This is a genomic window from Streptosporangium sp. NPDC020072 (assembly GCF_040631445.1).
Taxonomy (GTDB): domain Bacteria; phylum Actinomycetota; class Actinomycetes; order Streptosporangiales; family Streptosporangiaceae; genus Streptosporangium.
On record NZ_JBEYAB010000006.1, the window covers coordinates 94,061 to 113,662 of the forward strand.

A 19,602-nucleotide genomic window follows, 5' to 3' on the forward strand; every position below is an offset into this window, starting at 1 on the left:
CGCTGCGTGTGTTCGCGTCAGGCGAGGTGGGAGAGCGTAGCAATGTCGATCGACGCGACCGCGGGAACATTCCGGCGGAGCAGGACCGTCCCCGTTCACCGTGCCCTTCCCGGGCTGATGAGGGACCCGGTGAACGCCCTGGCCGAGATGGGCAGACGGGCGAAGGGCGAGGTCGTCCGGCTTGACCTCGGGCTCTTCCGCCCCTATCTGGTCACCCATCCCGACCACGTCCAGCGGGTGCTGAGAGCCGAGTGGACCGGCTACCGCCGCGACGGCATGTTCTGGCGCCCCCTGCGCCGCATGACCGGTGCCAGCGTCCTGGGCGAGGACGAGCCCTGGGAGTCGAGCAGGAAGGTCCTGCAGCCCCTCTTCACCAGACGCTACATCGCCACGCTCGCCGGGGAGATGGCGAAGGTGATCACCGGCTGTGTCTCCCGCCTCGACGCGTACGTCACGTCGGGACGGCCCGTCGACATCATGGAGGAGATGTCCAGGATCGTGAACAGGGCCGTGATCCGGGTGCTGTTCGGCGACCGGATCACCCCCGAGGAGGGCGAGCTCCTGGCCCCCGCCTACGACACGGCCGCGACCTCGATCAACTTCCGGCTGCTCATGCCGTTCATGCCCTACTCGGTACGGGTCCCCGGCGACCGGGCCTTCATGAGGGCCGTCAAGACGGTGGACGACGTGGTGTTCCCGGTGATCCGCCAGGCGCGGGCCGAACACGGCGACGGCCACGACGTCATCTCCGCGCTCTGCCGGGTCGGCCAGGAGGACGGCGGCGCGCCGCTCGACGACCAGCAGATCCGCGACAACCTCGTCAGCGTCTACGGCGCGGCCTCGGAGTCGACGGCCATGACCCTGACCTGGCTGTGGCCGCTGCTGGAGGCCCACCCGCACGTCGCGGCCAGGCTCCAGGAGGAGATCGACCGGGTCGTCGGCGCCGGCCCCGTGACGCCGGAGCACCTGCCCGAGCTGCGCTACACCGGCATGGTCCTGCAGGAACTGCTGCGCCTGTACCCGGCCGGCTGGATCTTCCCCAGGATGGCCGCCAGGACCGCCGAGCTGGGCGGGACGCGGATCAAGGCGGGCGCCCAGGTGCTGATCAGCCCCTACGCCACCCACCGGCTCGACGAGTTCTGGGAGCGTCCGCTCGACTTCGACCCGGAGCGCTTCGCGCCCGGCGCGCGGGACGGCGCGCACCGCTACTCCTACTTCCCCTTCGGCGGCGGGCCGCACCAGTGCCTGGGCAAGCACCTGTTCCACGTCGAGGCGCCCCTCATCGTGGCCGCCGTGCTGAGCCGCTTCCGCCTCCAGGTCGCGGCGGGGCCGTACACCCCCTTCCCCGCGGCCTCGCTCAGACCCAGGGAGAGAGTGATGATGAACCTTCTCCCGCTCAGGCACGCCCCCGGCGCGGCGGCGTGACCCGCACGGACGCCGCACCCCGGCCCGAGGCCGCGGAGTGCGGGACGATCTGCGCCGTCGCGGGCCGGGCCCAGCGGGACATGCGCGAGTGGGCCGAGGCCTACCCCGGCCTGTTCTCCGCCAAGCCGTTCGACGCGGCCCTCTACAGCACCCTGTCGCTGGCCATGGCCTTCAGCGGGCCCTGGTTCACCGCCGAGCAGCTGCGCATGGCCAACAAGGTCTGCCTGTGGGCCTTCGGCCTCGACTGGCTCGTCGACTACGTCGCGACCTCCCCCGAGGAGGTGGAGGGCGTCGTACGGCGCTGCCTGGAGGTGGCAGACGGCGCGGCGCCGGAGGACGGCGACGACCTCACCCTGATGCTCGCCGGGATCCGCGACGAGCTGGCCGCCTCGCCCGCCCACCCCGTGCTGGGCCCGTTCTGGCGCGCGGAGCTGGGGCGGATGCTGGAGGCGATGCTGCGCGAGGCCCGCTGGAAGGCCGACAAGGTCACCCCCGGGTTCGACGACTACCTCGGCAACGCCGACAACCTCGGCTTCTGCTTCGCCTTCGCCGCCCACTGGCTGTACACCGCGGGCTCGGCCGAGAGCCCCGCCGAAGGTCTCGGTGAGATCCTCGACGAGGTCGCGGAGGCGTCGAGATCGGTGCAGCGGGTGATCCGCCTCATCAACGACCTGGGCACCTACGAGCGCGACGTCGTCTGGGGCGACCTCAACGCCCTGCTGCTCGGGCCGGAGCGCGCCGAGGTCGAACGGCGGGTCGTCGAACTGGCCGCGCGCAGCCGCGAGCTGATCGCCCCGCTGCGGGACAGGGCCCCCGAACTCGCGGGCTACCTGGAGCGGCAGATGGACTTCTGCGCGGGCTTCTACCAGGTCACCGACTACTGGGGTGCGCTGTGACCGTCGAGGACCTGCGGGTGCCCGGTGCCGTACCGCGGGGCCGGAACACGACGCCGGAGCCGGGCGCTCCCCGCGAGGAGAGCCGGGTGGCCGCGGCCGCGGCCGAGCTGGTCGCGAGCCTGACGGCCGAGCCGTGGGGCCAGGTCTCCGTCTCGGTCTACGAGACGGGACGGCTGGTGAGCCTGGCCCCCTGGCTCACGGGCCACGCCGAACGCGTGCGGTTCCTGCTCGCCGCCCAGCGTCCCGACGGCGGCTGGGGCGCCCCCGGCGGCTACGCGCTGGTGCCCACCCTCGCCGCGGTCGAGGCGCTGGCCGCCGAACTCGGGCGTGTCCCCGGCGCCTCGGGGACTCCCTTCGCGGACGAGGCGGCGGTCGGCGGAGCCGTACGGCGTGGCCTGGCCGCGCTGCGCCGCTGGGCCGGTACGGAGACGGGAGCGGGCCGGGGCGGTGATCCACGCGTCCCCTACGACCTGCGGGAACTGCCGGACATGCCGGCGGTCGAGCTCATCGTGCCCGACCTGCTCGCCCGCCTCAACGGGCACCTGGCGGCACTGGGGGAGGGGGAGCCGCTGCCGCCTCCCCGGGGCATGAACGGCGGGAAGCTGGCGCTGGTCAGGACCGGGCTGGCCGCGGGTGCCGCGGTCCCGCAGAAGATGCTGCACGCGCTGGAGGTCGCCGCGGAGGCGGCGTCGAAGGCCCCGGGAGTCGTCCCGACGCCCCTTCGCGAGGGGCGGGCCGCCGCGATCGGCGCCTCGCCCGCCGCGGGCGCCGCGTGGCTCGGCGGCCCGGGGGAGGACTCACCCGTGCGCCACTACCTGGAGGCGGTCGTGGACCGCTACGCGGGCCCGGTGCCCTGCGCGGCCCCCGTGACGGTCTTCGAGCGGGGCTGGACGCTGAGCTGGCTGCGGCGCGCGGGCGTCCCGGTGACCGTGCCGGAGGAGCTGACGGCCGGGCTGGCCGCCGCCATCGGCCCCGGCGGCGTCGCCGCGGGCCCGGGGCTGCCGCCGGACGCCGACACCACCTCTGTCGGCCTGTACACGCTGGCGCTGCTGCGCGCGCCCCGGGAGCCCGACGCCCTGTGGGCCTACGAGACCGAGACCCACTTCTGCACCTGGCAGGGGGAGGAGGGGGCGTCGCCGACGGTCAACGCGCACGTGCTGGACGCCTTCGGCGAGTATCTGCGGCTGGCGGGCACCGGCGGGCGGAACGCGCGTTACGCGGCGGCGACGGGCAAGCTGTCGGCCTGGCTGCGCGGGCGCCAGCTACCCGACGGCAGCTGGCTGGACCGCTGGCACGTCTCGCCGTACTACGCGACCGCCTGCTGCGCCCTGGCCCTCGGCGAGTACGGCGGCGCGGAGTCGGCCGACGCGGTGCGCGGCGCCACGCGCTGGCTGCTGGACACCCAGCGTGAGGACGGCTCATGGGGCCGCTGGACGGGAACGGCGGAGGAGACCGCCTACGCCCTGCAGACCCTGCTGCTGACGCCTGCCGCCCTGCCGGCCACGGAAGAGGCCCCAGCAGAAGCCACGACAGGGGCCACAGCAGGGGCCACAGCAGGGGCCACAGCGGGGGCCGCGGAGGAGGCCGTCGAGCAGGAGCGCCGCGCGGCGGCCGTCGAGCGCGGGCACCGCAGGCTGCTGACCATGGTGACCGGGTTCGGGGAACCGCTGGACAGACCCGCTCTCTGGCACGACAAAGACCTTTACTACCCGGCGGCGATCGTCAGGGCGGCCGTCCTGGGCGCCCTTCACCTGGCGCGTCGCCACCGTCCGTGACCTGCCGTGGCACACCGGTCACGGCAGGGCGGCCCGGCCGGCGCGTCCCTGACAGCGGACGGTGACCGGAATTCAACGCAGAATATTGATCTGCGAAAAGGACAGAAGCCCACATCTGGTCAATGTTGCCTTGAGTGTAATTGGCTATATTGCTAAGGTTCTCCGGGTGCCATGGCCGGATGCCGTCGTCCGGCGCAATGTGGCGTCTATTCCTTCACACGTATTTATCGTCGTGAAACGATAATGTGACTTTCTCTCACTTTTGCCGGGATGGGTGCTATGCGCTTGCGCAATGCGCGTTTGCGGACCAAGGTCACGGCACTGCTGGTGTCACTTATCGCGCTGTGGGCCTTCACCGCATGGGTCACCGTACGTGAGGGCTTCAACATGCTGGGCGTGGCCAGGCTCGACGCGAGCGTCGCGGAACCGAGCGAGAAGCTGCTGGTCGAGCTGCAGAACGAGCGCAGACTCAGCCTGATCTACCTCGGCACCTCGGGCTCGGCCCGCCAGCAGCGCGAGACCCTCAGCGCCCAGCGCAGACGCACCGAGGACGCGGTGGCCAACTTCAGGGCCCTCGCCCAGGGCGGCGACGTCCAGTGGCTCGGCGGCGACGCCCTCAACCGGCGCATCACGGAGACCGTCCAGAGACTCGACGGCCTGCGGCAGGGCCGCAAGGCCATCGACGCGGGCACCATCGACCGGCTCAAGGCGGCCGACGTCTTCACCGACGTCGTCGACTCCCTCTACCGGATCTACGACTCCATGGCGACGCTCGACGACGCCGCCATCGCCAAGGACACCCGGACGGTCATCGAGCTGAGCAGGGCAAGGGACCTTCTGGCCCTGGAGGACGCCGTCGCGGCGGGCGGCCTGACCGCGGGCCGCCTGACCGACGCCGAACGCGCCCTGTTCGCGCAGACCGTCGGCACCCGGCGCTTCCTCTTCCAGGACGCCCTCACCGAGCTGCCCGCAGCGGACCGGGCCATCTGCGACAGCCTGATCGGCAGCGAGCCCTTCACCCGCATGCGCGTCATGGAGGAGCAGCTCATGCGGGGCGGCGCGCCCGCCCCCACCGAGCCCGTCGACGCCCGGCAGTGGGCCGCCTCGACCCAGGTCGTGCTGGCCAGGTTCCAGGAGGTGGTGCTGAGCGCGGGAGACGGCGTCGTCCAGCGGGCCACCCCCGTCGCCACCGGCGTGATCGTACGGCTCTCGCTCGCGGGCGGACTCGGCCTGCTGGCCGTCATCGCCTCGATCGTCCTGTCCATCACCACCGCACGAACCCTGGTCCAGCAGCTCGACAAGCTCAGGGTCGCCGCCTGGGACCTGGCCAACGAGCGGCTGCCCTCAGTGGTCGAGCGCATCGGCCACGGCGAGGACGTCGACCTCGCGGCGGAGGCGCCGCCGCTGGAGTTCGGCAACGACCAGATCGGCCACGTCGGCCAGGCCTTCAACGCCGTACAGCGCACCGCCGTCAAGGTCGCGGCCGAGCAGGCGCAGCTACGGCGTGACATCGCGGACATCCTGCGCAACCTCGCCCGCCGTACCCAGTCGCTGGTCCACCGGCAGCTGAGTGTCCTGGACATCATGGAACGGCGGGAGGACGACCCGCAGGAACTGCGTGACCTGTTCCGCCTCGACCACCTGGCGACCCGCATGCGGAGATACGCCGAGAACCTCCTGGTGCTGTCCGGGGCCGCCCCCGGACGCGCCTGGCGCGACTCGGTGCCGATGATCGACGTGGTCCGCGGCGCGCTGGCCGAGATCGAGGACTACACCCGGGTCGACGTGCTGCCGCTCGGCGAGGTCGCGCTGGACGGACGGGCCGTCGGCGACGTCATCCACCTGGTCGCCGAGCTGGTGGAGAACGCCGCCGCCTTCTCCCCGCCCTACACGACGGTGCAGGTCAGCGGATACTCCGTGGCCCACGGGCACGCCCTGGAGATCGAGGACCGGGGCCTGGGCATGAGCCAGGAGGACATCGACGCCGCCAACGAGCGGATCGCGAACCCGCCGGAGCTCAAGCTGTCGGGCAACGCCCGCCTGGGCCTCTACGTGGTCAGCCGCCTGGCCGAACGGCACGAGATCCGGGTGACGTTCAAGGCCTCGCCGTACGGCGGCACGACCGTGGTGGTCCTGCTGCCCCAGGAGCTCATCAAGGAACAGGCGGAGCGGGAGCCGGAACCCGCCGTCGCGGTGCCGCAGCCCCGCACGGTCGGCGTGGGAGGCCTGGGAGGGCCGCTGGCCCAGCCGGCACCGCACGCCGGACCCCGTGCGGCGACCCAGGGAGGGCACCAGGCGGGGCCTCAGCCGCCGCAGGGGCCACGGAACCGGGGCGCTGATCCGCTGACGGGCACCGGCCAGGACGGCGCCGGGCGGCGCGAGACGCGCCCGGCCACCCACAGGAGGATTCCGGGAGGAGTGCAGGAGCCCCAGGTGGGCGAGGGCGGTCCCGGTACGGCGCTGCCCCCCGTCCTGCCTCCCCCCGACACCAGCCACACGCCCGGCGGCCTGCCGCGGCGCGTGCCGCAGACGCACCTCGCCGCACCGCTGCAGGAGGACGAGCCCGCGCCGCGGGGGCCGGGCACCGAAGATCCGGACGAGCGTTCCCCGGAGATGATCCGCACGGCCATGGCGTCCTTCCAGGACGGCACCCGCCGGGGGCGTTCGGACGCGGCACAGCTGCTCGACAAGGAGGATGACCGCGCCGACGGGGGCGGATCCCGCGGGTGAGAACCGGGACCGTCCCGGATCTCCGCCGCGCCGATCCGGTGCAGACGGGCCGCCAGAGACACACGATCGAACGCCCACCGGCAGAAAGAGGACTACGAGTGGTGCAGGGAACAGGATCTTCCACCGACCTGGCCTGGTTGCTGGACGATCTCATCGAGCGGGTCGGAGAGGCCGAACACGGCATCGTCTTCTCCACCGACGGTCTGTTGCTGGCGACCTCGGCGGAGTTCGACCGGTCGGACGCCGAACACCTGGCAGCCGTAGGATCGGCGATCCAGAGCCTTGGCAAGGGCGTCAGCGACCGGGTCAACGGCGGCGCGGTACGCCAGACCATCATCGAGATGCGTTCCGCCTACCTGATCGTGACCGCGGCGGGCCAGGGCGCCTGCCTGGCGGTGCTCTGCACGAACGAGGCCGACGTGGGCCTGGTGGCCTACGAGATGGCCATGCTCGTCGCGCGGGTCGGCCAGTACCTCATCTCGCCCGCCAGAACGGCGGAGCCGGTCAAGGACGACGTACCACGATGAACGACCCCTTCGAGGAGCTGCCCGACACGCAGTGGGTGGGTGACGATGCCGGGGCGATCGTCCGGCCGTACATCCTGACCCGCGGCAGGACGGAACCGGCCAGCGGCAGATTCGACCTCGTCACACTGGCGGTGGCCGTCAGGGCCCTGTCGCAGCGGGACACCGGGCTCGATCCTGAGTGCCTGGCCATCGTGCGGCTCTGCCTGCAGCCGCAGTCGGTCGCAGAGATCGCCGCGCACATCAACCTTCCGGCGGGCACGGTCCGTGTCCTGCTGGGCGACCTGCTCGACCAGGGTTACATCGCCCTGCAAGAGCCGCATTCGGAGACCGACATGCAAGACGAGAGGCTGTACAGGGCGGTGCTCGATGGACTCCGTGCGCTCTAGCCGCGACGCGGGCCGGATCAAGCTGCCCAGGGCGATCAAGATCCTGGTCGCGGGAGGCTTCGGCGCGGGGAAGACGACCCTGGTCGGCTCCGTCTCCGAGATAGCGCCGCTGAGCACCGAGGAGACGCTGACCAACAGGGGCGTCGGCATCGACGACCTGTCCGGCGTCGAGAGCAAGCGGACGACCACGGTCGCGATGGACTTCGGCCGCATCACGATCGGCGACGCCTACCGGCTCTACCTCTTCGGCACCCCCGGCCAGGAGCGGTTCTGGTTCCTCTGGGACGAGCTGGCGCTCGGCGCGCTCGGCGCGGTCGTCATCGCCGACACCCGCAGGCTGGCCGACTGCTTCCCCTCCCTCGACTACTTCGAGCGGCGCCAGACGCCCTTCATCGTCGCGGTGAACTGCTTCGACGACTCCCGCCGCTACGACCTGGAGGAGGTACGGCTCGGCCTCACCCTCCACGAGGACATCCCGATCGTGATGTGCGACGCCAGGCAGCGGGAGTCGGGCAAGGAGGTGCTGATCGCCCTGGTCGAGCACGCGATGCGGACGCGTCTCGGCGCGACGGTCGGAGGGGACCTTCACGGGGGCGCGGTCTCCCAGTGAGGGATCCCGCCGGGCGCGCCGTACGGCCAGGTGCGGCACCGGCGGTCCCGGTCGCTAGTGTGGCCTGCGTGGTTCACCGAACGCGGGCCGTCGCGGCCGTACTGACGGTTCTGCTGACAGGCCTGGCGGGTCTGGTCACCGGCTGCGGTGCCGGAGGCGCCGTCTACAACTTCGGCACCGTCGTGCGCGGGGAGGCGGGCAGGACCGTCGAGGTCGGCCTCCCCCTCGGCAGGCGCTTCTCCCTCGCCGTGACCGACGGCGCCGCGGGCTGGCGGCTCGCGGCCCTGCCGGACGCCAGGGTCGCCTCCTTCATCAGTCAGGAGCGGCGGACCGAGGACGGGCGCGCGACCCGCTACTTCGTGTTCAACGCCAAGTATCGCGGCACGGCCACCATCACCCTCCTCGCCTGCGCCGACTGCGCGGACGGCGGGCGGGAGCAGGTGACCTTCAAGATCACCGTCACCTGAGCCGGTGGCGGTCCCGCCGCCTTCGGTGTCAGGCTTGGGGTCATGAACCACCGTTTGTCCGATGTCGATCTCTCCCAGAAGCTCTCCAAGAAGGAGGCCACGGAACGGCTCGACGCCGCCCTCGAACGGCTGCTGCGGCTGAGGCTCATGCTGGGCGGGCAGATCGGCGAGCGCCGCATCGGCCCGCCGGTGTGCGTGGTGTTCGAAGGCTGGGACGCCTCAGGCAAGGGCGGGGCCATCAAACGCCTCGTGCGTCCCCTCGACCCCCGGCACGTACGGGTCGCCCAGTTCGCCGCGCCGACCTACGACGAGAAACGGCACCACTTCCTGTGGCGGTTCTGGCCGGTGCTGCCCGGCTGGGGCGGGATGACCGTGCTCGACCGCTCCTGGTACGGGCGGGTGCTGGTCGAGCGGGTCGAGGGGTTCGCCACCGAGGAACAGTGGTCGCGGGCCTACGACGAGATCGTGGAGTTCGAGCGGTCCCTCGTCGCCGAGGGCATGATCATGGTCAAGTTCTGGATGCACGTCTCGCCGGAGGAACAGCTACGGCGCTTCGAGGACCGGGCGGGTGACCCGCTGCGGGTCTGGAAGCTGACCGACGAGGACTGGCGCAACCGCGAGAAGCGCCCGCAGTACGAGGCCGCCGTCGAGGAGATGCTCGCCCGCACCGACCGGCCCCGCGCGCCCTGGCACGTCGTCCCCGGCGACGACAAACGACTGGCCCGCGTCGTGGTGGCGGAAACGGTCTGCGCCGCGATGGAGGAGAAGATGCTGTGACATCCGCCCCGCCTGGCGGCGTCGCGGGCCTGGGCGCTTTCGGGCCGGTGCTTTCCCCCGTCGCTCATCCGCTTCGCTCCTTCGCTCCTCGGTTCAGGCACCGACGCGCCCAAGCCGAAGCGCCTGGTCGGAGGACTAGAGATCCAGCTCTGAGGAGGTGAAGCGGTCGCGGAGGAAGCGGCCGTGGTCTCTCAGGGCCTGGTCGTCGCCCCTGTGCACGGCCTGGGCCACCTCGCCCAGTTTGGTCTCCAGCAGGCCGAGCTGGGCGAGCAGTTCCTCGTGGGCGCTGCGTTCGCGTTCCGAGCGGCGGCTCAGCGCGTAGGAACGGGGCAGGTTGGCGTAGGCCTCCAGGCTGGAGGGCAGATAGTCGCGGATCGTCTGGGAGACGACGTGCAGGTGGTCGGGGGAGGTGGTCAGCGCCTCCGCCCGGCCGAGGACGCCGTCGAGCACCTCGGCCAGGGCGCCGACCCTGGCCTGCACGTCCTCGGGAAAACGCGCCGAGCCGCGCACCTTCCGCCGCAGCGACTCCAGGTCGGTCCTGAGCAGGCCCGCCTCGACCTCGGCGTTGGAGACGGCCAGCCTGATCCGCTCCGGCGGGGCCAGCAGCGCGCCGACGCCGTACAGACCGGCGACGACCAGCGGCCAGAACACGCCCGCCAGGCCGAGCAGGTGGGCGCCGAGACCGGCCAGGGCCAGGACGCATCCGGTGATGTTCCTGGTCGAGCCGAGATACCTCAGCACCCGCTCACTGGTAGCCACGGATCTCCTTGAACGCCGCGGCCAGTGACCCGTCGCGGGCGTCGAAGACGGCGCCGCCGGTCAGCGTGGCGATCTGCCTCATCTCCTCGACGTCGCTGTCGCCGAACAGCACCACGAACGTCCTGGTCCGCCGCTGCTCGCCGGGCAGCGCCCGGTAGAAGGCGGCGAAGTCGTCGTAGGAGATGCCGTCGGTGTTCTCGCCGTCGGTCATCAGCACCACCGACGTGTAGTGCCCGTCACCGGCCGTCGCCGCCTGCTGGTACGCGGTGCGCAGCCCGTCGAAGATCGCCGTCCCGCCCTCGATCCGCAGGCCCTGCGCGTAGGACTTGATCTCGTTGAGGACCGGCTGCGGATTCCCCTCCGGGAGGGTGAACGACTTCGGCTGCCCGACCGAGCCGCTGAACGGGATCATGATCACGTTCTCCCGGTCGCGGAAGCGGGAGAACGTGCCGGAGGCCGAGGTGTCGGCGCCGGTGAGGGTGACCAGCGCCCGGCGCAGGTTCTCGATCCTGCCGCCCTCCATCGACCCCGAGACGTCCAGCACGAACAGGGCCCGGGAGGGGACCCGCGCCTCGTCGAGGTAGGCGGTGATCAGCCCGTCCGCGGTGCTCCTGCGGTTGGGGAAGGGCAGTTCGAGCAGCGGCGCGGTGCCGAACTCGGGGCCGGGCCGTACCTGTGGCACGGCGGGCCGCCTGTGGGTGGTGGTCATGATCTGCCGCTGGGTGTCCGGGGTGCGCAGCCAGGAGGTCAGCCTGCCGTACAGCTCCCGCTTCTCCTGGGTGGCCGAGGCCAGCAGGGTCAGCGGGTAGTCCGCGGTGACCACCCCGTCGCTCGGGTAGATCAGGCTCATCCCCTTGACGCCCAGCAGCACCGACTCGTAGTTCACCAGGCCGTCGACCCCGCCGTCCCTGGCGTAGGCCTCGGCCAGCCAGCCGGAGGAGCCCGAGGTCAGCCGCTGGGCGGAGAAGAACTGCTTCAGCTTGGGCGTGACCGCCGTGACCTGCTCCGGGCTCAGCGCCTCCCCGGCGTCCGACAGCGCCGCGGCCACCCCGACAAGCGCGGAGAATCCGGAGTTGGACGAGGCCGGGTTGGTCATGCCGAAGGTGAAGCGTCCCTGCTGGGCGGCGTCCGCGATCTGCTGCCAGCTGACCGGTCTGCCCTCCCAGCCGAGTTCGCGTGCCTTGGCCGTCCTGAGGCCGAGCAGCACGGGGGAGGACATGATCCTGGTCTCGGTGGACAGGCGGCCCTTGGCGCCGTCGATCAGCGACAGGTAGCGGTTGGAGGAGAACCAGATCGCGTCGTAGGAGCCGTCCGCGTCGCCCCTGGCCACCTGCTCGGCGCCGTCCAGGGTGCCGGCGTAGGAGATCCGCACCTTCACCCCCGAGTTCCGCAGCATCGGTTCGAGGTCCTTGACCTCGCTTCCCGCCAGCACCCTGAGGACGTCGGGGCCGTCCTCGACCTCGTCGCCCGTTCCGTTCGAGCACGCCGCGAGCGCGGTCACGCAGAGCAGCGCGAGCGCCACCGTCAACCGGGCCGTACGACGGCCTGCGAGACGCCTCATCGGGCCCCCTCGGCGCGCTCAAGGTAGGTCCTGGCGTGCGCCAGCTCGGTGTTCAGGCTCTCCACGGTGGTCGCCATGCTCTCCACGGCCTGCGACCTGAAGCCGTCGATCATGTCCATGGTCGCGTAGACGTTGTCGAAGGCCCTGCGCAGCACGTCCATGTCGACGACCGTCGAGGCCGCCTGGTTCTGGATCGCCCCCGCCTGGGTGCGCAGCATCTCACTGGTGGCCAGGATCAGGTCGCCGGTCGTCGCGTTGAGCGCGGTGATCTGGTCGAGCACCAGCTTCTGGTTGGTCAGCGCCTGGGCGACGGTGACCGCGGTGCGCAGCGCGGCGACCGTCGTGGTCGTGGCGCGGTCGACGCCCTTGCTGAGTTCGAGGTTGTTCTTGCGGACCAGGTCGAGGGCCAGATACCCCTGAACGGAGACCGCGAGCTGGGTGAGGATGTCCTGGTGCCGCTGCCGTACGGTGAACAGGGCGTCAGAGCGCAGCGCGGTGGCCTTCTCCGGGTCGGAGGCCTCCAGGACGAGGACGCGCCCCTCAAGCTCGCGGTCGAGCTCGGCGGCCATCACGGCGTACTCCTGCAGGCGGGTCATCGTCTCCCACAGGTTGGCCTTCTCGCCCTCGATGGCGGCGTTGTCCTTCAGCAGCTCGTCCTGGCCGGACTTCAACGCCCTGATGATGTCGTCCAGGTGCTGCTGCGCGGAGCGGTACCTGGCGAAGTAGTCGCGCAGCCGGTCGCCGAACGGGATGAGCCCGAGCAGCTTGCGCGGGCCGCTCGCCGCCTGCCTGGGGTCGAGGTCGACCACCGTACGGCGCAGCGCGACCAGCCGGTCGGCCACCCGGCCCTGGGCGTCCGCGCTCTCGCCCTTGGCCGAGGCCAGGGCGGTCACCGGGCGCTTGAGCATCCGGTTGGCCGTCTGGGAGGCGGAGCGGATCTCGCCGTCCCCCATGGAGGAGATGTCGTTCACCTTGCGGGTGAAGTCAGGGGCCCTGTGGTCGAGCGCGGCCAGTTCGTCGGCGAACCGCCGCGCCTTGGCGGCGAGCTCGTCCGCGCGGCCCTCGGCCAGCGGCAGCATGGTCGCCGCCGCGGACGGGGAGACGGCCGTGACCGGGGCCGGGGGGGTGAGCACCAGTTCGTTCTCGGCCACCTTCAGCGCACTCCTTCCGGCGCTTTTTCCAGCGCTTTTTCCGGGGCTTCCTGACGTCCCGGGCTGCCCGGGTTTCCCTGCTGGGGCACGGCGCCGCTGGCGTACAGCCGGTCGATGTTCGTGATGAGCCCCTCCAGGTGCTCGTAGGTGGGGGGTTCGACCACGTCGACCAGGTCACGCGCCGCCGGGGCGCCGGACCTGGCGACCAGAGCGGTGAAGGCCGCGGGGTCCGCGGTGCGGAAGCCGTACCTGGCGGCCAGGCCCCGCAGTCCGGGGTCCTCGGTCAGCAGCTTGCCGACCCGCGAGCCGTCGGCGGTGAGGGGCACCAGCGTGTGCTTGCTCAGCACGGTCGGCGACGGGTAGAGCAGCCGCATCCCGGGCTTGATCGAGCCGTCCCCCGCGAAGACGTGGGAGAGGTACTGGGCTTCGTAGATCATGACCATCGGCGTCTTGCCCGACCCCATGACCAGGTAGTCGTCGAAGGGGGCCTCGGAGGAGGCCTGGGAGTAACCCTGGTCGAGGAAGATCGGCGCCACGGTCCTCGCCACCCCGGTCACCTGCGCGGTGCTGTTGACCACGTCCTCGCCGTTGGCGACGTAGCTGGTGATGGCCAGGTACATGGCCGCCGAGTTGGAGGTCCTGACGTCGGTCGTGGTCAGCAGCACCCGTTTGCGCGCCGGATAGGCGGTGTTGCCGGGCAGCTTGTCCCAGCGGGTGCCCTTGGCGGCCAGGTCGAGATACTTGGCGACGTCGAACACCGGGTAGCCGTGCCCCGAGTCACGCGCCAGGCCCGCCTTCGTCAGCAGGTCGGCGATCGGCTGGAAGGTCGCGATGGCCATGGGGGAGTAGAAGGGGGAGAAGACGGCGGAGACCCCGCGGTCCTTTCTGATCTTCTCGGCGGCGGGAAGGCTTGAGGGAAAGGCGAACGCGTAGCCGTCGAGTTTGACCTCGGTGGCGATCTGCCGGGAGCCCGCGGTGTCCACCTCGACCCGCAGGCCGTGTTTGGCGAACGCGGCACGGACCTGAGGATCCTCGAAGAAGGGCTTCTTCTCCGAGCCGATCACCCCGCGCACCGTCACCAGGCCGCCACCTGGGCCTTCGTCGTTCCTGTTGCCCAGGACGACGGCCACGACGACCGCGGCGCCGAGCAGCAGCGCGAGGACGACACCGATCGACCGTTTCATTCCACCCCATTTCTACAAATAGCATCTCTTGTTGGAATTATCGGAGGAGGGGAAACGAACGCGCGCCGGATGCCGGGGTATGCATGAGAATTAAGAGGCCGTTCATTCTTTCGTCATCTGGAAAGGCCGTCATGCGACTGAGATCCCGGCTGGGCGCACTGGACCGGCGGGTGTTCGCGGCGGTCGCGGAGGCCAGGCTCCCCGGCCTCGAACGCCTCCTGCCCGCCCTGTCGCGGGCGGCCGACCACTCGCTGCTGTGGGCGGGGGTCGCCGGGGGATGCGCGCTCAGCGGCCGTGCGCCGCTGCGCCGCGCGGCCACCCGGGGGCTGCTCGCGATCGGGGTGGCCAGCCCGACGGTGAACCTGGTCTGCAAGCGGTTCTTCGGCCGCTCCAGGCCCTCCCTGGAGGGCTTCCCGCTGGCCCGGCTGATCAGGGTGCCCGCCTCGACCTCGTTCCCGTCCGGGCACTCGGCCTCGGCCGCCGCCTTCGCCACCGCCGTGGCGATGGAGGCTCCGCTGCCCGTCGCCGCCCCCGTCACGCTTCTCGCGGCGGCGGTCTGCTTCTCGCGGGTCTACACCGGCGTGCACTACCCGGGCGACGTGTTCGCCGGGGCCGGGGTCGGTGTGGCGGCCGGGGTGCTGACCCGGCGGCTGTGGCCGGCCCTACGTCTGCTGAGGGCCGCGCGCATCAGGGGAATGGCCCCAGGAAACGCCGTAAACGAGGCGGAGGATGACTGATCGGGTTTTTCACGTTTGACGGGTCGTGACAGGCCCGGCGATAGTTGGGCAGGTGACTGCCCCCCGACTGATCTCATGCGCCGTGGTCACCACGATGGCCCTGAGCGCCTGCACCACCGTAAGCTCGAACGATCCCGTGGTCGGCGGCCCGACCGCCGGCGGTGTGGTCGGAGAGGGAACCGGACCCGTCGTGGGATCGGACCCGGCCACCGCGCCGACGGTCGTCGAGCTCACGGCCGACGCCTACCGCGCCGAACTGAACAAGGCGCGCGGCCCCATCAGGGACGCCATCAGGAAACTGAACGACACCGGAGGCAAGGGCCTCGGCGAACGGCTCGAACGGACGGTCTCCACGATGGAGAGCGCCGTCTCGGGCCTGGAGGCCCTCGTCCCGCCGTCCGACGTCAAGGTCCAGCACGGCAACTACGTGGGCGCGCTCAGAAGTCTCACGAGCGCGCTGTCCGACGCCAAGGAGGACGTCGAGGCGCAGGACGTGTGCACCGGGCCCGCGGTGCTGACGGGGGCCGACGAGAGCGGACGCCTCTCGCCGGTGCGCGACAGCGGCCGCGCGCTGACCGGCTATCCGGCCGACGTCGTCTCCGTGAAGGTCAGCGGCGAGCGGTCGCGCCGCCTGGGCAACGGCTCCTACATCTCCTCCGAGAGCCGCCCGGGACGCGCCTACCTGGAGCTGAAGAACGGCAACAACAGGGACGCGGTCGTCGTGCTGACACGCGGCAAGAAGAAGGTGATCTCGGTCTACGTCCGCAAGAAGTCGTCGTTCAAGATCAAGGGGGTGCGGGACGGCACGTACAAGGTCTACTACACCCTCGGCGTCGACTGGGACTCCAGGGCCCGCGCCTTCAGCCGCTCGTGCACCTTCGAGCAGTTCGGCAAGTCCGTCAAGTTCAGGACCACCCGCACCTGGTCGCAGATCCGCTGGACCAACTGGACGCTGACCCTCAACGCCGTCGTCGGCGGCACCGTACGGCCCAGGCACATCAAACCGAGCGAGTTCCCCAGCTGACCCTCCGGGGGCCGGGAACGACGAGACCGCGACCTCCGTCGCGAGATCGCGGTCCCGGCCTCTCCGGTGGCCCGTAGGGCGTCAGCTGGAGAACAGCATGCCCACCCAACTGCGGCGGTGGTGACCGTAGTGACCGTGGTGCGGCGCGCCCCAGCCCGGAGCCCCGTGCTGCATGGGCGGCGGCGGGGGAGGCGGGGGAGCGGAGTGGTACTGGCTCTCGATCCGGGTCAGCGTCTCCAGCTCGCCGTAGTCCAGGAAGATGCCGCGACAACTGTCGCACTGGTCGATGTGGACACCGTTGCGCTCATAGGTGCGCATGTTGCCCCGACACTTCGGGCACTGCATCTGGCCGATCTCCTTGTCCTAGGGTTGCTTTTGGCGTAACCACAACCTACTGCGTGGGCACACTATGGCAGGCGGTTCGGAACTGGACAATCCTCTGACAGGTGTCGACGAGTGTCTGTTCGACCTCGTCCAGTGGCCGCCCCTCCCGCTCCGCCGCGATCACGGCCGCCGCGGTGAGCTGCACGGTCATCGCCTGAGCCGGGAGGTTCAGCCGTTCCCACGGGTCGCCGTCCGCACCCGCGGCGAGCCCGCCGGCCGCCCGGTAGGCGGTCAGGAAACGGTGCCAGACGGCCGGGTCGAGCAGTCCGGCGGCGAACCACGCCGCGGGCCTGGCCAGGTCCCAGGCCTGGTCGCCGACCCCCAGGTCGTCGACGTCGATGAGGATCCACCCCTCCCCGGTCCTGACGAGCTGGCCCATGTGCCAGTCACCGTGGGTGAGCCCCGTCACCTCGGGGGCGGGGGCGGCGTCCAGGGCCGGAAGGCAGGCCAGCGCGACCAGGGCGGCCCGCGCCGCGGCCGAGGGGTTGCCCCGCAGCCGGGCGGCCATGGCGGCCACCTTGCCCGGTCCGCCCGCGGCGGGCAGCGGCGGCAGCGCCCCGGCCGGTACGGCGTGCAGCCGGGCCAGCAGCCGCGCCGACTCCTCCCAGGGGGCCGCCTCGGGGGCGGCGGGATCGACCGGGGTGCCCGCGGGCCACACGGTGACCAGCCTGCCGCCCACCGAAAGCACCTCCTCGGTCACGGGCCCGAGCATGCTCCCGCGCAGCGCCGGGTGCGCCACGGCCCGCATCCGCCGTTCGAGCGGCTCGCGCGGGGCGCCGGGGGCGTGCGCCTTCACCACGACGCCGCCCGCCCGGACGATGACCACGTCCGGCCTGGTCGGCACCACCTCGGCGGGGGCGGTGCCGTACCGGGCGGCGACACGGCCGAGCCCGGCCATGAGATCGTCGTCGGGGCCGTCGTGAAAGTCCTCACTGTCGCTCACCCGGCAAGTGAACCACCGATCCGGGCCCGCGTAGGGTGCTGGCATGAGGATCGGATTCGCGGCGCCGCTGTCCGGGGCCTGGGCCTCACCGGCCAACATGGTGCGGATCGCCCGCAGGGCCGAGGAGCTCGGCTACCACGAGCTGTGGACCTTCCAGCGGCTGCTGTACCCGCGGGGCCACGGGACGGACCTGGTCTACCGCAGCGTGCACGACCCGGTGGTGACGCTGGCCTACCTGGCGGGGGTCACCGAGCGGATACGGCTCGGCGTCGCGGTGCTCAACATGCCCTTCGCCTCGCCGCCGCTGCTGGCCAAGCAACTGGCCAGCCTGCAGGCGGTCTCCGGCGGGCGACTTGACGCCGGGCTCGGGCTCGGCTGGATGCCGGAGGAGTTCGCCGCCTCCGGGGTGCCCCTCGAACGGCGGGGGCGGCGCGCCGAGGAGTACATCGGCCTGCTGCGGCGGCTGTGGTCGGAGGAGACGGTCGAACACCGGGGCGAGTTCTACGAGTTGCCGCCCGCGCACCAGGACCCCAAGCCGCCCACGCCGCCGCCCATCCTGCTCGGCGGGAGCGCCGAGGTGGCGCTGCGGCGGGCGGGCCGGCTCGCGGACGGCTGGATCGGTTCGAGCCGTGAGGACCTGGGCCGCGTCGACAAAAAAATCTACATTGTAAAGGAGGCGGCGCGTGCGGCGGACAGGGACGCCGAGGCGCTGCGCTTCGTCACCCGGGGCGTCACCCGGGTCAGGCCGGGGGGAGAGGCCGAGCGCGCCCCGCTGACCGGATCGTTCGAGGAGATCAGACGGGACGTGGCCGCCCTTGAGGCCAAGGGCGTCACCGAGGTCTTCCACGACCTCAACTTCGATCCGGAGATCGGTTCGCCCGACGCCGACCCCCGTGAGTCGATGCGCAGGGCGGAGGCCGCGCTGGAGGCCCTCGCACCCTGACCTGGTGTTGGGTTGGATGGGGACATGAGGGAACGGGAGATCGCGGACCGGCTGGAGATCGCCGACCTGCTCGCCAGATACGCCCACGTCCTGGACGCCGGAGACTGGGCACGCCTCGACCTCGTGTTCACCGCGGGCGCGGTGCTCGACCACACCTCGGCGGGCGGCGTCCGGGGCACCCGCGAGGAGGTCAGGCGGTGGCTGGCCGAGACGCTGTCGCGCTGGCCGGTGCGGCACCACCTGATCGGCCTGCCGGTCGTCAGGTTCGAGGGGGACGAGGCCGAGGTGACCGTCCCCTACACCGGCACGCTCGTCCCTCCCGGAGGCGTCCTGGACGCCGGCCTCGTCCGGCACGGCGGCTGGCACCACCACCGCCTGGTCCGCACGCCGTACGGCTGGCGCAGCGGGGAGCTGGTCGAGGAACAGGCCTGGCGTGTGACGGGGGACGGCGGCGTGTGAAGCATGCCGGACCTGTCATTCTTAGTTGCGTGATGTCGTATCTGTCGGGCCGTAACGCGGGGGAACGGTGAAAGAAAGCAAGCCGATCGAGTGCTGGCTGTCGGACATGGACGGGGTCCTCGTCCACGAAGGACACCCCGTTCCCGGCGCGGACGAGTTCGTCCGCCGCCTGCACCAGTCGGGCAGGCGTTTCCTCGTGCTCACGAACAACTCCATCTACACCCCCCGGGACCTGTCCGTACGGCTGCGCGCCGTCGGCCTGGAGATCCCGCCGGAGTCGATCTGGACCTCCGCGCTGGCCACGGCGCGGTTCCTGGACGGTCAGCGGCCCGGCGGCTCGGCCTACGTGATCGGTGAGGCGGGGCTGACGACCGCCCTGCACGAGGCCGGTTACGTGCTGACCGACATCGACCCCGACTACGTGGTGCTCGGCGAGACCCGCACCTACAGCTTCACCCAGATCACCCGGGCCATCCGGCTCATCGAGGGCGGCGCCCGCTTCATCGCGACCAACCCCGACCCGGTCGGCCCGTCGAGTGAGGGGTCGCTGCCCGCGTGCGGCGCGGTCGCGGCGATGATCACCAAGGCGACCGGCGTGCAGCCGTACTTCGTCGGCAAGCCGAACCCGATGATGATGCGCAGCGCGCTGCGGGCCATCGAGGGGCACAGCGAGACCACCGCCATGATCGGCGACCGGATGGACACCGACATCGTCTCCGGCATGGAGGCCGGGCTGCACACGATCCTGGTGCTCAGCGGTGTCACGTCCAAGGACGAGATCGAGCGTTACCCCTTCCGCCCGTCCCGGGTGGCCGACTCGGTCGCCGACCTGATCGATCTGATCGACGCCGACGTCTGACGCCG

The 19,602-nt window shown here is 71.4% G+C and carries 20 protein-coding genes; 14 read left to right on the forward strand and 6 right to left on the reverse strand.

The features are described 5' to 3' along the window. Positions 1-42: 42 nt before the first annotated feature. From ABZ470_RS15490 to ABZ470_RS15530, 9 genes are all read left to right on the forward strand, one after another. The gene (locus ABZ470_RS15490) at positions 43-1,425 is read left to right on the forward strand and encodes a cytochrome P450 (RefSeq protein WP_362911757.1); all 1,383 of its coding nucleotides are present in this window, start codon (positions 43-45) and stop codon (positions 1,423-1,425) included. Next, complete coding sequence (locus ABZ470_RS15495; RefSeq protein ID WP_362911759.1) at positions 1,422-2,321, forward strand: terpene synthase family protein; 900 nt, start codon at positions 1,422-1,424, stop codon at positions 2,319-2,321. Before ABZ470_RS15490 ends, ABZ470_RS15495 begins: the two co-directional genes overlap by 4 nt. Next, positions 2,318-4,096, forward strand: coding sequence for a prenyltransferase/squalene oxidase repeat-containing protein (locus ABZ470_RS15500; RefSeq protein WP_362911760.1), 1,779 nt, complete (start codon positions 2,318-2,320; stop codon positions 4,094-4,096). Before ABZ470_RS15495 ends, ABZ470_RS15500 begins: the two co-directional genes overlap by 4 nt. 279 nt (positions 4,097-4,375) lie before the next feature. Further along, positions 4,376-6,826, forward strand: coding sequence for a nitrate- and nitrite sensing domain-containing protein (locus tag ABZ470_RS15505; RefSeq protein ID WP_362911761.1), 2,451 nt, complete (start codon positions 4,376-4,378; stop codon positions 6,824-6,826). Between the two features lie 98 nt (positions 6,827-6,924). Then, complete coding sequence (locus ABZ470_RS15510; protein ID WP_352012016.1) at positions 6,925-7,353, forward strand: roadblock/LC7 domain-containing protein; 429 nt, start codon at positions 6,925-6,927, stop codon at positions 7,351-7,353. After that, positions 7,350-7,739, forward strand: a complete 390-nt coding sequence (locus ABZ470_RS15515) for a DUF742 domain-containing protein (RefSeq protein WP_352012017.1) — start codon at positions 7,350-7,352, stop codon at positions 7,737-7,739. The genes ABZ470_RS15510 and ABZ470_RS15515 overlap by 4 nt, the downstream gene beginning before the upstream one ends. Next, positions 7,720-8,349: an ATP/GTP-binding protein gene (locus ABZ470_RS15520; protein WP_352012018.1), complete on the forward strand. Its 630-nt coding sequence runs from the start codon at positions 7,720-7,722 to the stop codon at positions 8,347-8,349. Before ABZ470_RS15515 ends, ABZ470_RS15520 begins: the two co-directional genes overlap by 20 nt. 68 nt (positions 8,350-8,417) lie before the next feature. Then, entirely contained in the window at positions 8,418-8,816 is a 399-nt protein-coding gene (locus ABZ470_RS15525) for a hypothetical protein (RefSeq protein ID WP_362911762.1), read from the forward strand. A 42-nt stretch (positions 8,817-8,858) separates the two neighbouring features. After that, positions 8,859-9,593, forward strand: a complete 735-nt coding sequence (locus ABZ470_RS15530) for a UDP-galactose-lipid carrier transferase (protein ID WP_362911763.1) — start codon at positions 8,859-8,861, stop codon at positions 9,591-9,593. A 135-nt stretch (positions 9,594-9,728) separates the two neighbouring features. Here the strand turns inward: ABZ470_RS15530 and ABZ470_RS15535 are convergent, their stop codons facing one another. From ABZ470_RS15535 to ABZ470_RS15550, 4 genes are read right to left on the reverse strand one after another with little or no spacing between them, the layout of a single operon-like run. Beyond that, on the reverse strand, positions 9,729-10,352 hold the full coding sequence (locus ABZ470_RS15535; protein ID WP_362911764.1) for a hypothetical protein: 624 nt from the start codon (positions 10,350-10,352) through the stop codon (positions 9,729-9,731). Next, positions 10,339-11,913, reverse strand: coding sequence for a VWA domain-containing protein (locus ABZ470_RS15540; protein ID WP_362911765.1), 1,575 nt, complete (start codon positions 11,911-11,913; stop codon positions 10,339-10,341). The genes ABZ470_RS15535 and ABZ470_RS15540 overlap by 14 nt, the downstream gene beginning before the upstream one ends. Next, complete coding sequence (locus tag ABZ470_RS15545) at positions 11,910-13,064, reverse strand: toxic anion resistance protein (RefSeq protein WP_362911766.1); 1,155 nt, start codon at positions 13,062-13,064, stop codon at positions 11,910-11,912. The genes ABZ470_RS15540 and ABZ470_RS15545 overlap by 4 nt, the downstream gene beginning before the upstream one ends. 2 nt (positions 13,065-13,066) lie before the next feature. After that, entirely contained in the window at positions 13,067-14,248 is a 1,182-nt protein-coding gene (locus ABZ470_RS15550) for a hypothetical protein (RefSeq protein WP_362911767.1), read from the reverse strand. Between the two features lie 131 nt (positions 14,249-14,379). Between ABZ470_RS15550 and ABZ470_RS15555 the strand changes: the two genes are divergently transcribed. Continuing rightward, positions 14,380-14,985 carry a phosphatase PAP2 family protein gene (locus tag ABZ470_RS15555; RefSeq protein ID WP_362911768.1) on the forward strand — a complete coding sequence of 202 codons (606 nt, stop codon included), beginning with the start codon at positions 14,380-14,382 and terminating at the stop codon, positions 14,983-14,985. Positions 14,986-15,037: 52 nt separating this feature from the next. Next, positions 15,038-16,009: a hypothetical protein gene (locus tag ABZ470_RS15560; RefSeq protein WP_352012026.1), complete on the forward strand. Its 972-nt coding sequence runs from the start codon at positions 15,038-15,040 to the stop codon at positions 16,007-16,009. An 81-nt stretch (positions 16,010-16,090) separates the two neighbouring features. On the opposite strand, the gene ABZ470_RS15565 is transcribed toward ABZ470_RS15560, so the two are convergent. Together ABZ470_RS15565 and ABZ470_RS15570 are read right to left on the reverse strand one after the other, a co-directional pair. Continuing rightward, positions 16,091-16,354, reverse strand: coding sequence for a zf-TFIIB domain-containing protein (locus tag ABZ470_RS15565; RefSeq protein WP_352012027.1), 264 nt, complete (start codon positions 16,352-16,354; stop codon positions 16,091-16,093). A 46-nt stretch (positions 16,355-16,400) separates the two neighbouring features. Further along, a complete protein-coding gene (locus ABZ470_RS15570; protein ID WP_362911769.1) occupies positions 16,401-17,336 on the reverse strand; it encodes a phosphotransferase in 936 nt (311 codons plus the stop codon). 43 nt (positions 17,337-17,379) lie between these two features. Here ABZ470_RS15570 and ABZ470_RS15575 point away from each other — a divergent pair, with 43 nt between their 5' ends. From ABZ470_RS15575 to ABZ470_RS15585, 3 genes are all read left to right on the forward strand, one after another. After that, positions 17,380-18,279, forward strand: a complete 900-nt coding sequence (locus ABZ470_RS15575) for a TIGR03619 family F420-dependent LLM class oxidoreductase (protein WP_362911770.1) — start codon at positions 17,380-17,382, stop codon at positions 18,277-18,279. A 24-nt stretch (positions 18,280-18,303) separates the two neighbouring features. Continuing rightward, positions 18,304-18,738 (forward strand): nuclear transport factor 2 family protein, encoded by a 435-nt coding sequence (locus ABZ470_RS15580; protein ID WP_352012030.1) that lies wholly within the window; start codon positions 18,304-18,306, stop codon positions 18,736-18,738. A 67-nt stretch (positions 18,739-18,805) separates the two neighbouring features. Next, positions 18,806-19,597 (forward strand): HAD-IIA family hydrolase, encoded by a 792-nt coding sequence (locus ABZ470_RS15585; protein WP_352012031.1) that lies wholly within the window; start codon positions 18,806-18,808, stop codon positions 19,595-19,597. The last annotated feature ends 5 nt before the right edge of the window (positions 19,598-19,602 follow it).

Coding starts and splice junctions, on each gene's coding strand:
- ABZ470_RS15550 (WP_362911767.1), bottom strand. CDS start 14,248: ATGAAACGGTCGATCGGTGTCGTCCTCGCGCTGCTGCTCGGCGCCGCG.
- ABZ470_RS15515 (WP_352012017.1), top strand. CDS start 7,350: ATGAACGACCCCTTCGAGGAGCTGCCCGACACGCAGTGGGTGGGTGAC.
- ABZ470_RS15490 (WP_362911757.1), top strand. CDS start 43: ATGTCGATCGACGCGACCGCGGGAACATTCCGGCGGAGCAGGACCGTC.
- ABZ470_RS15520 (WP_352012018.1), top strand. CDS start 7,720: ATGGACTCCGTGCGCTCTAGCCGCGACGCGGGCCGGATCAAGCTGCCC.
- ABZ470_RS15540 (WP_362911765.1), bottom strand. CDS start 11,913: ATGAGGCGTCTCGCAGGCCGTCGTACGGCCCGGTTGACGGTGGCGCTC.
- ABZ470_RS15530 (WP_362911763.1), top strand. CDS start 8,859: ATGAACCACCGTTTGTCCGATGTCGATCTCTCCCAGAAGCTCTCCAAG.
- ABZ470_RS15580 (WP_352012030.1), top strand. CDS start 18,304: ATGAGGGAACGGGAGATCGCGGACCGGCTGGAGATCGCCGACCTGCTC.
- ABZ470_RS15575 (WP_362911770.1), top strand. CDS start 17,380: ATGAGGATCGGATTCGCGGCGCCGCTGTCCGGGGCCTGGGCCTCACCG.
- ABZ470_RS15565 (WP_352012027.1), bottom strand. CDS start 16,354: ATGCAGTGCCCGAAGTGTCGGGGCAACATGCGCACCTATGAGCGCAAC.
- ABZ470_RS15555 (WP_362911768.1), top strand. CDS start 14,380: ATGCGACTGAGATCCCGGCTGGGCGCACTGGACCGGCGGGTGTTCGCG.
- ABZ470_RS15505 (WP_362911761.1), top strand. CDS start 4,376: ATGCGCTTGCGCAATGCGCGTTTGCGGACCAAGGTCACGGCACTGCTG.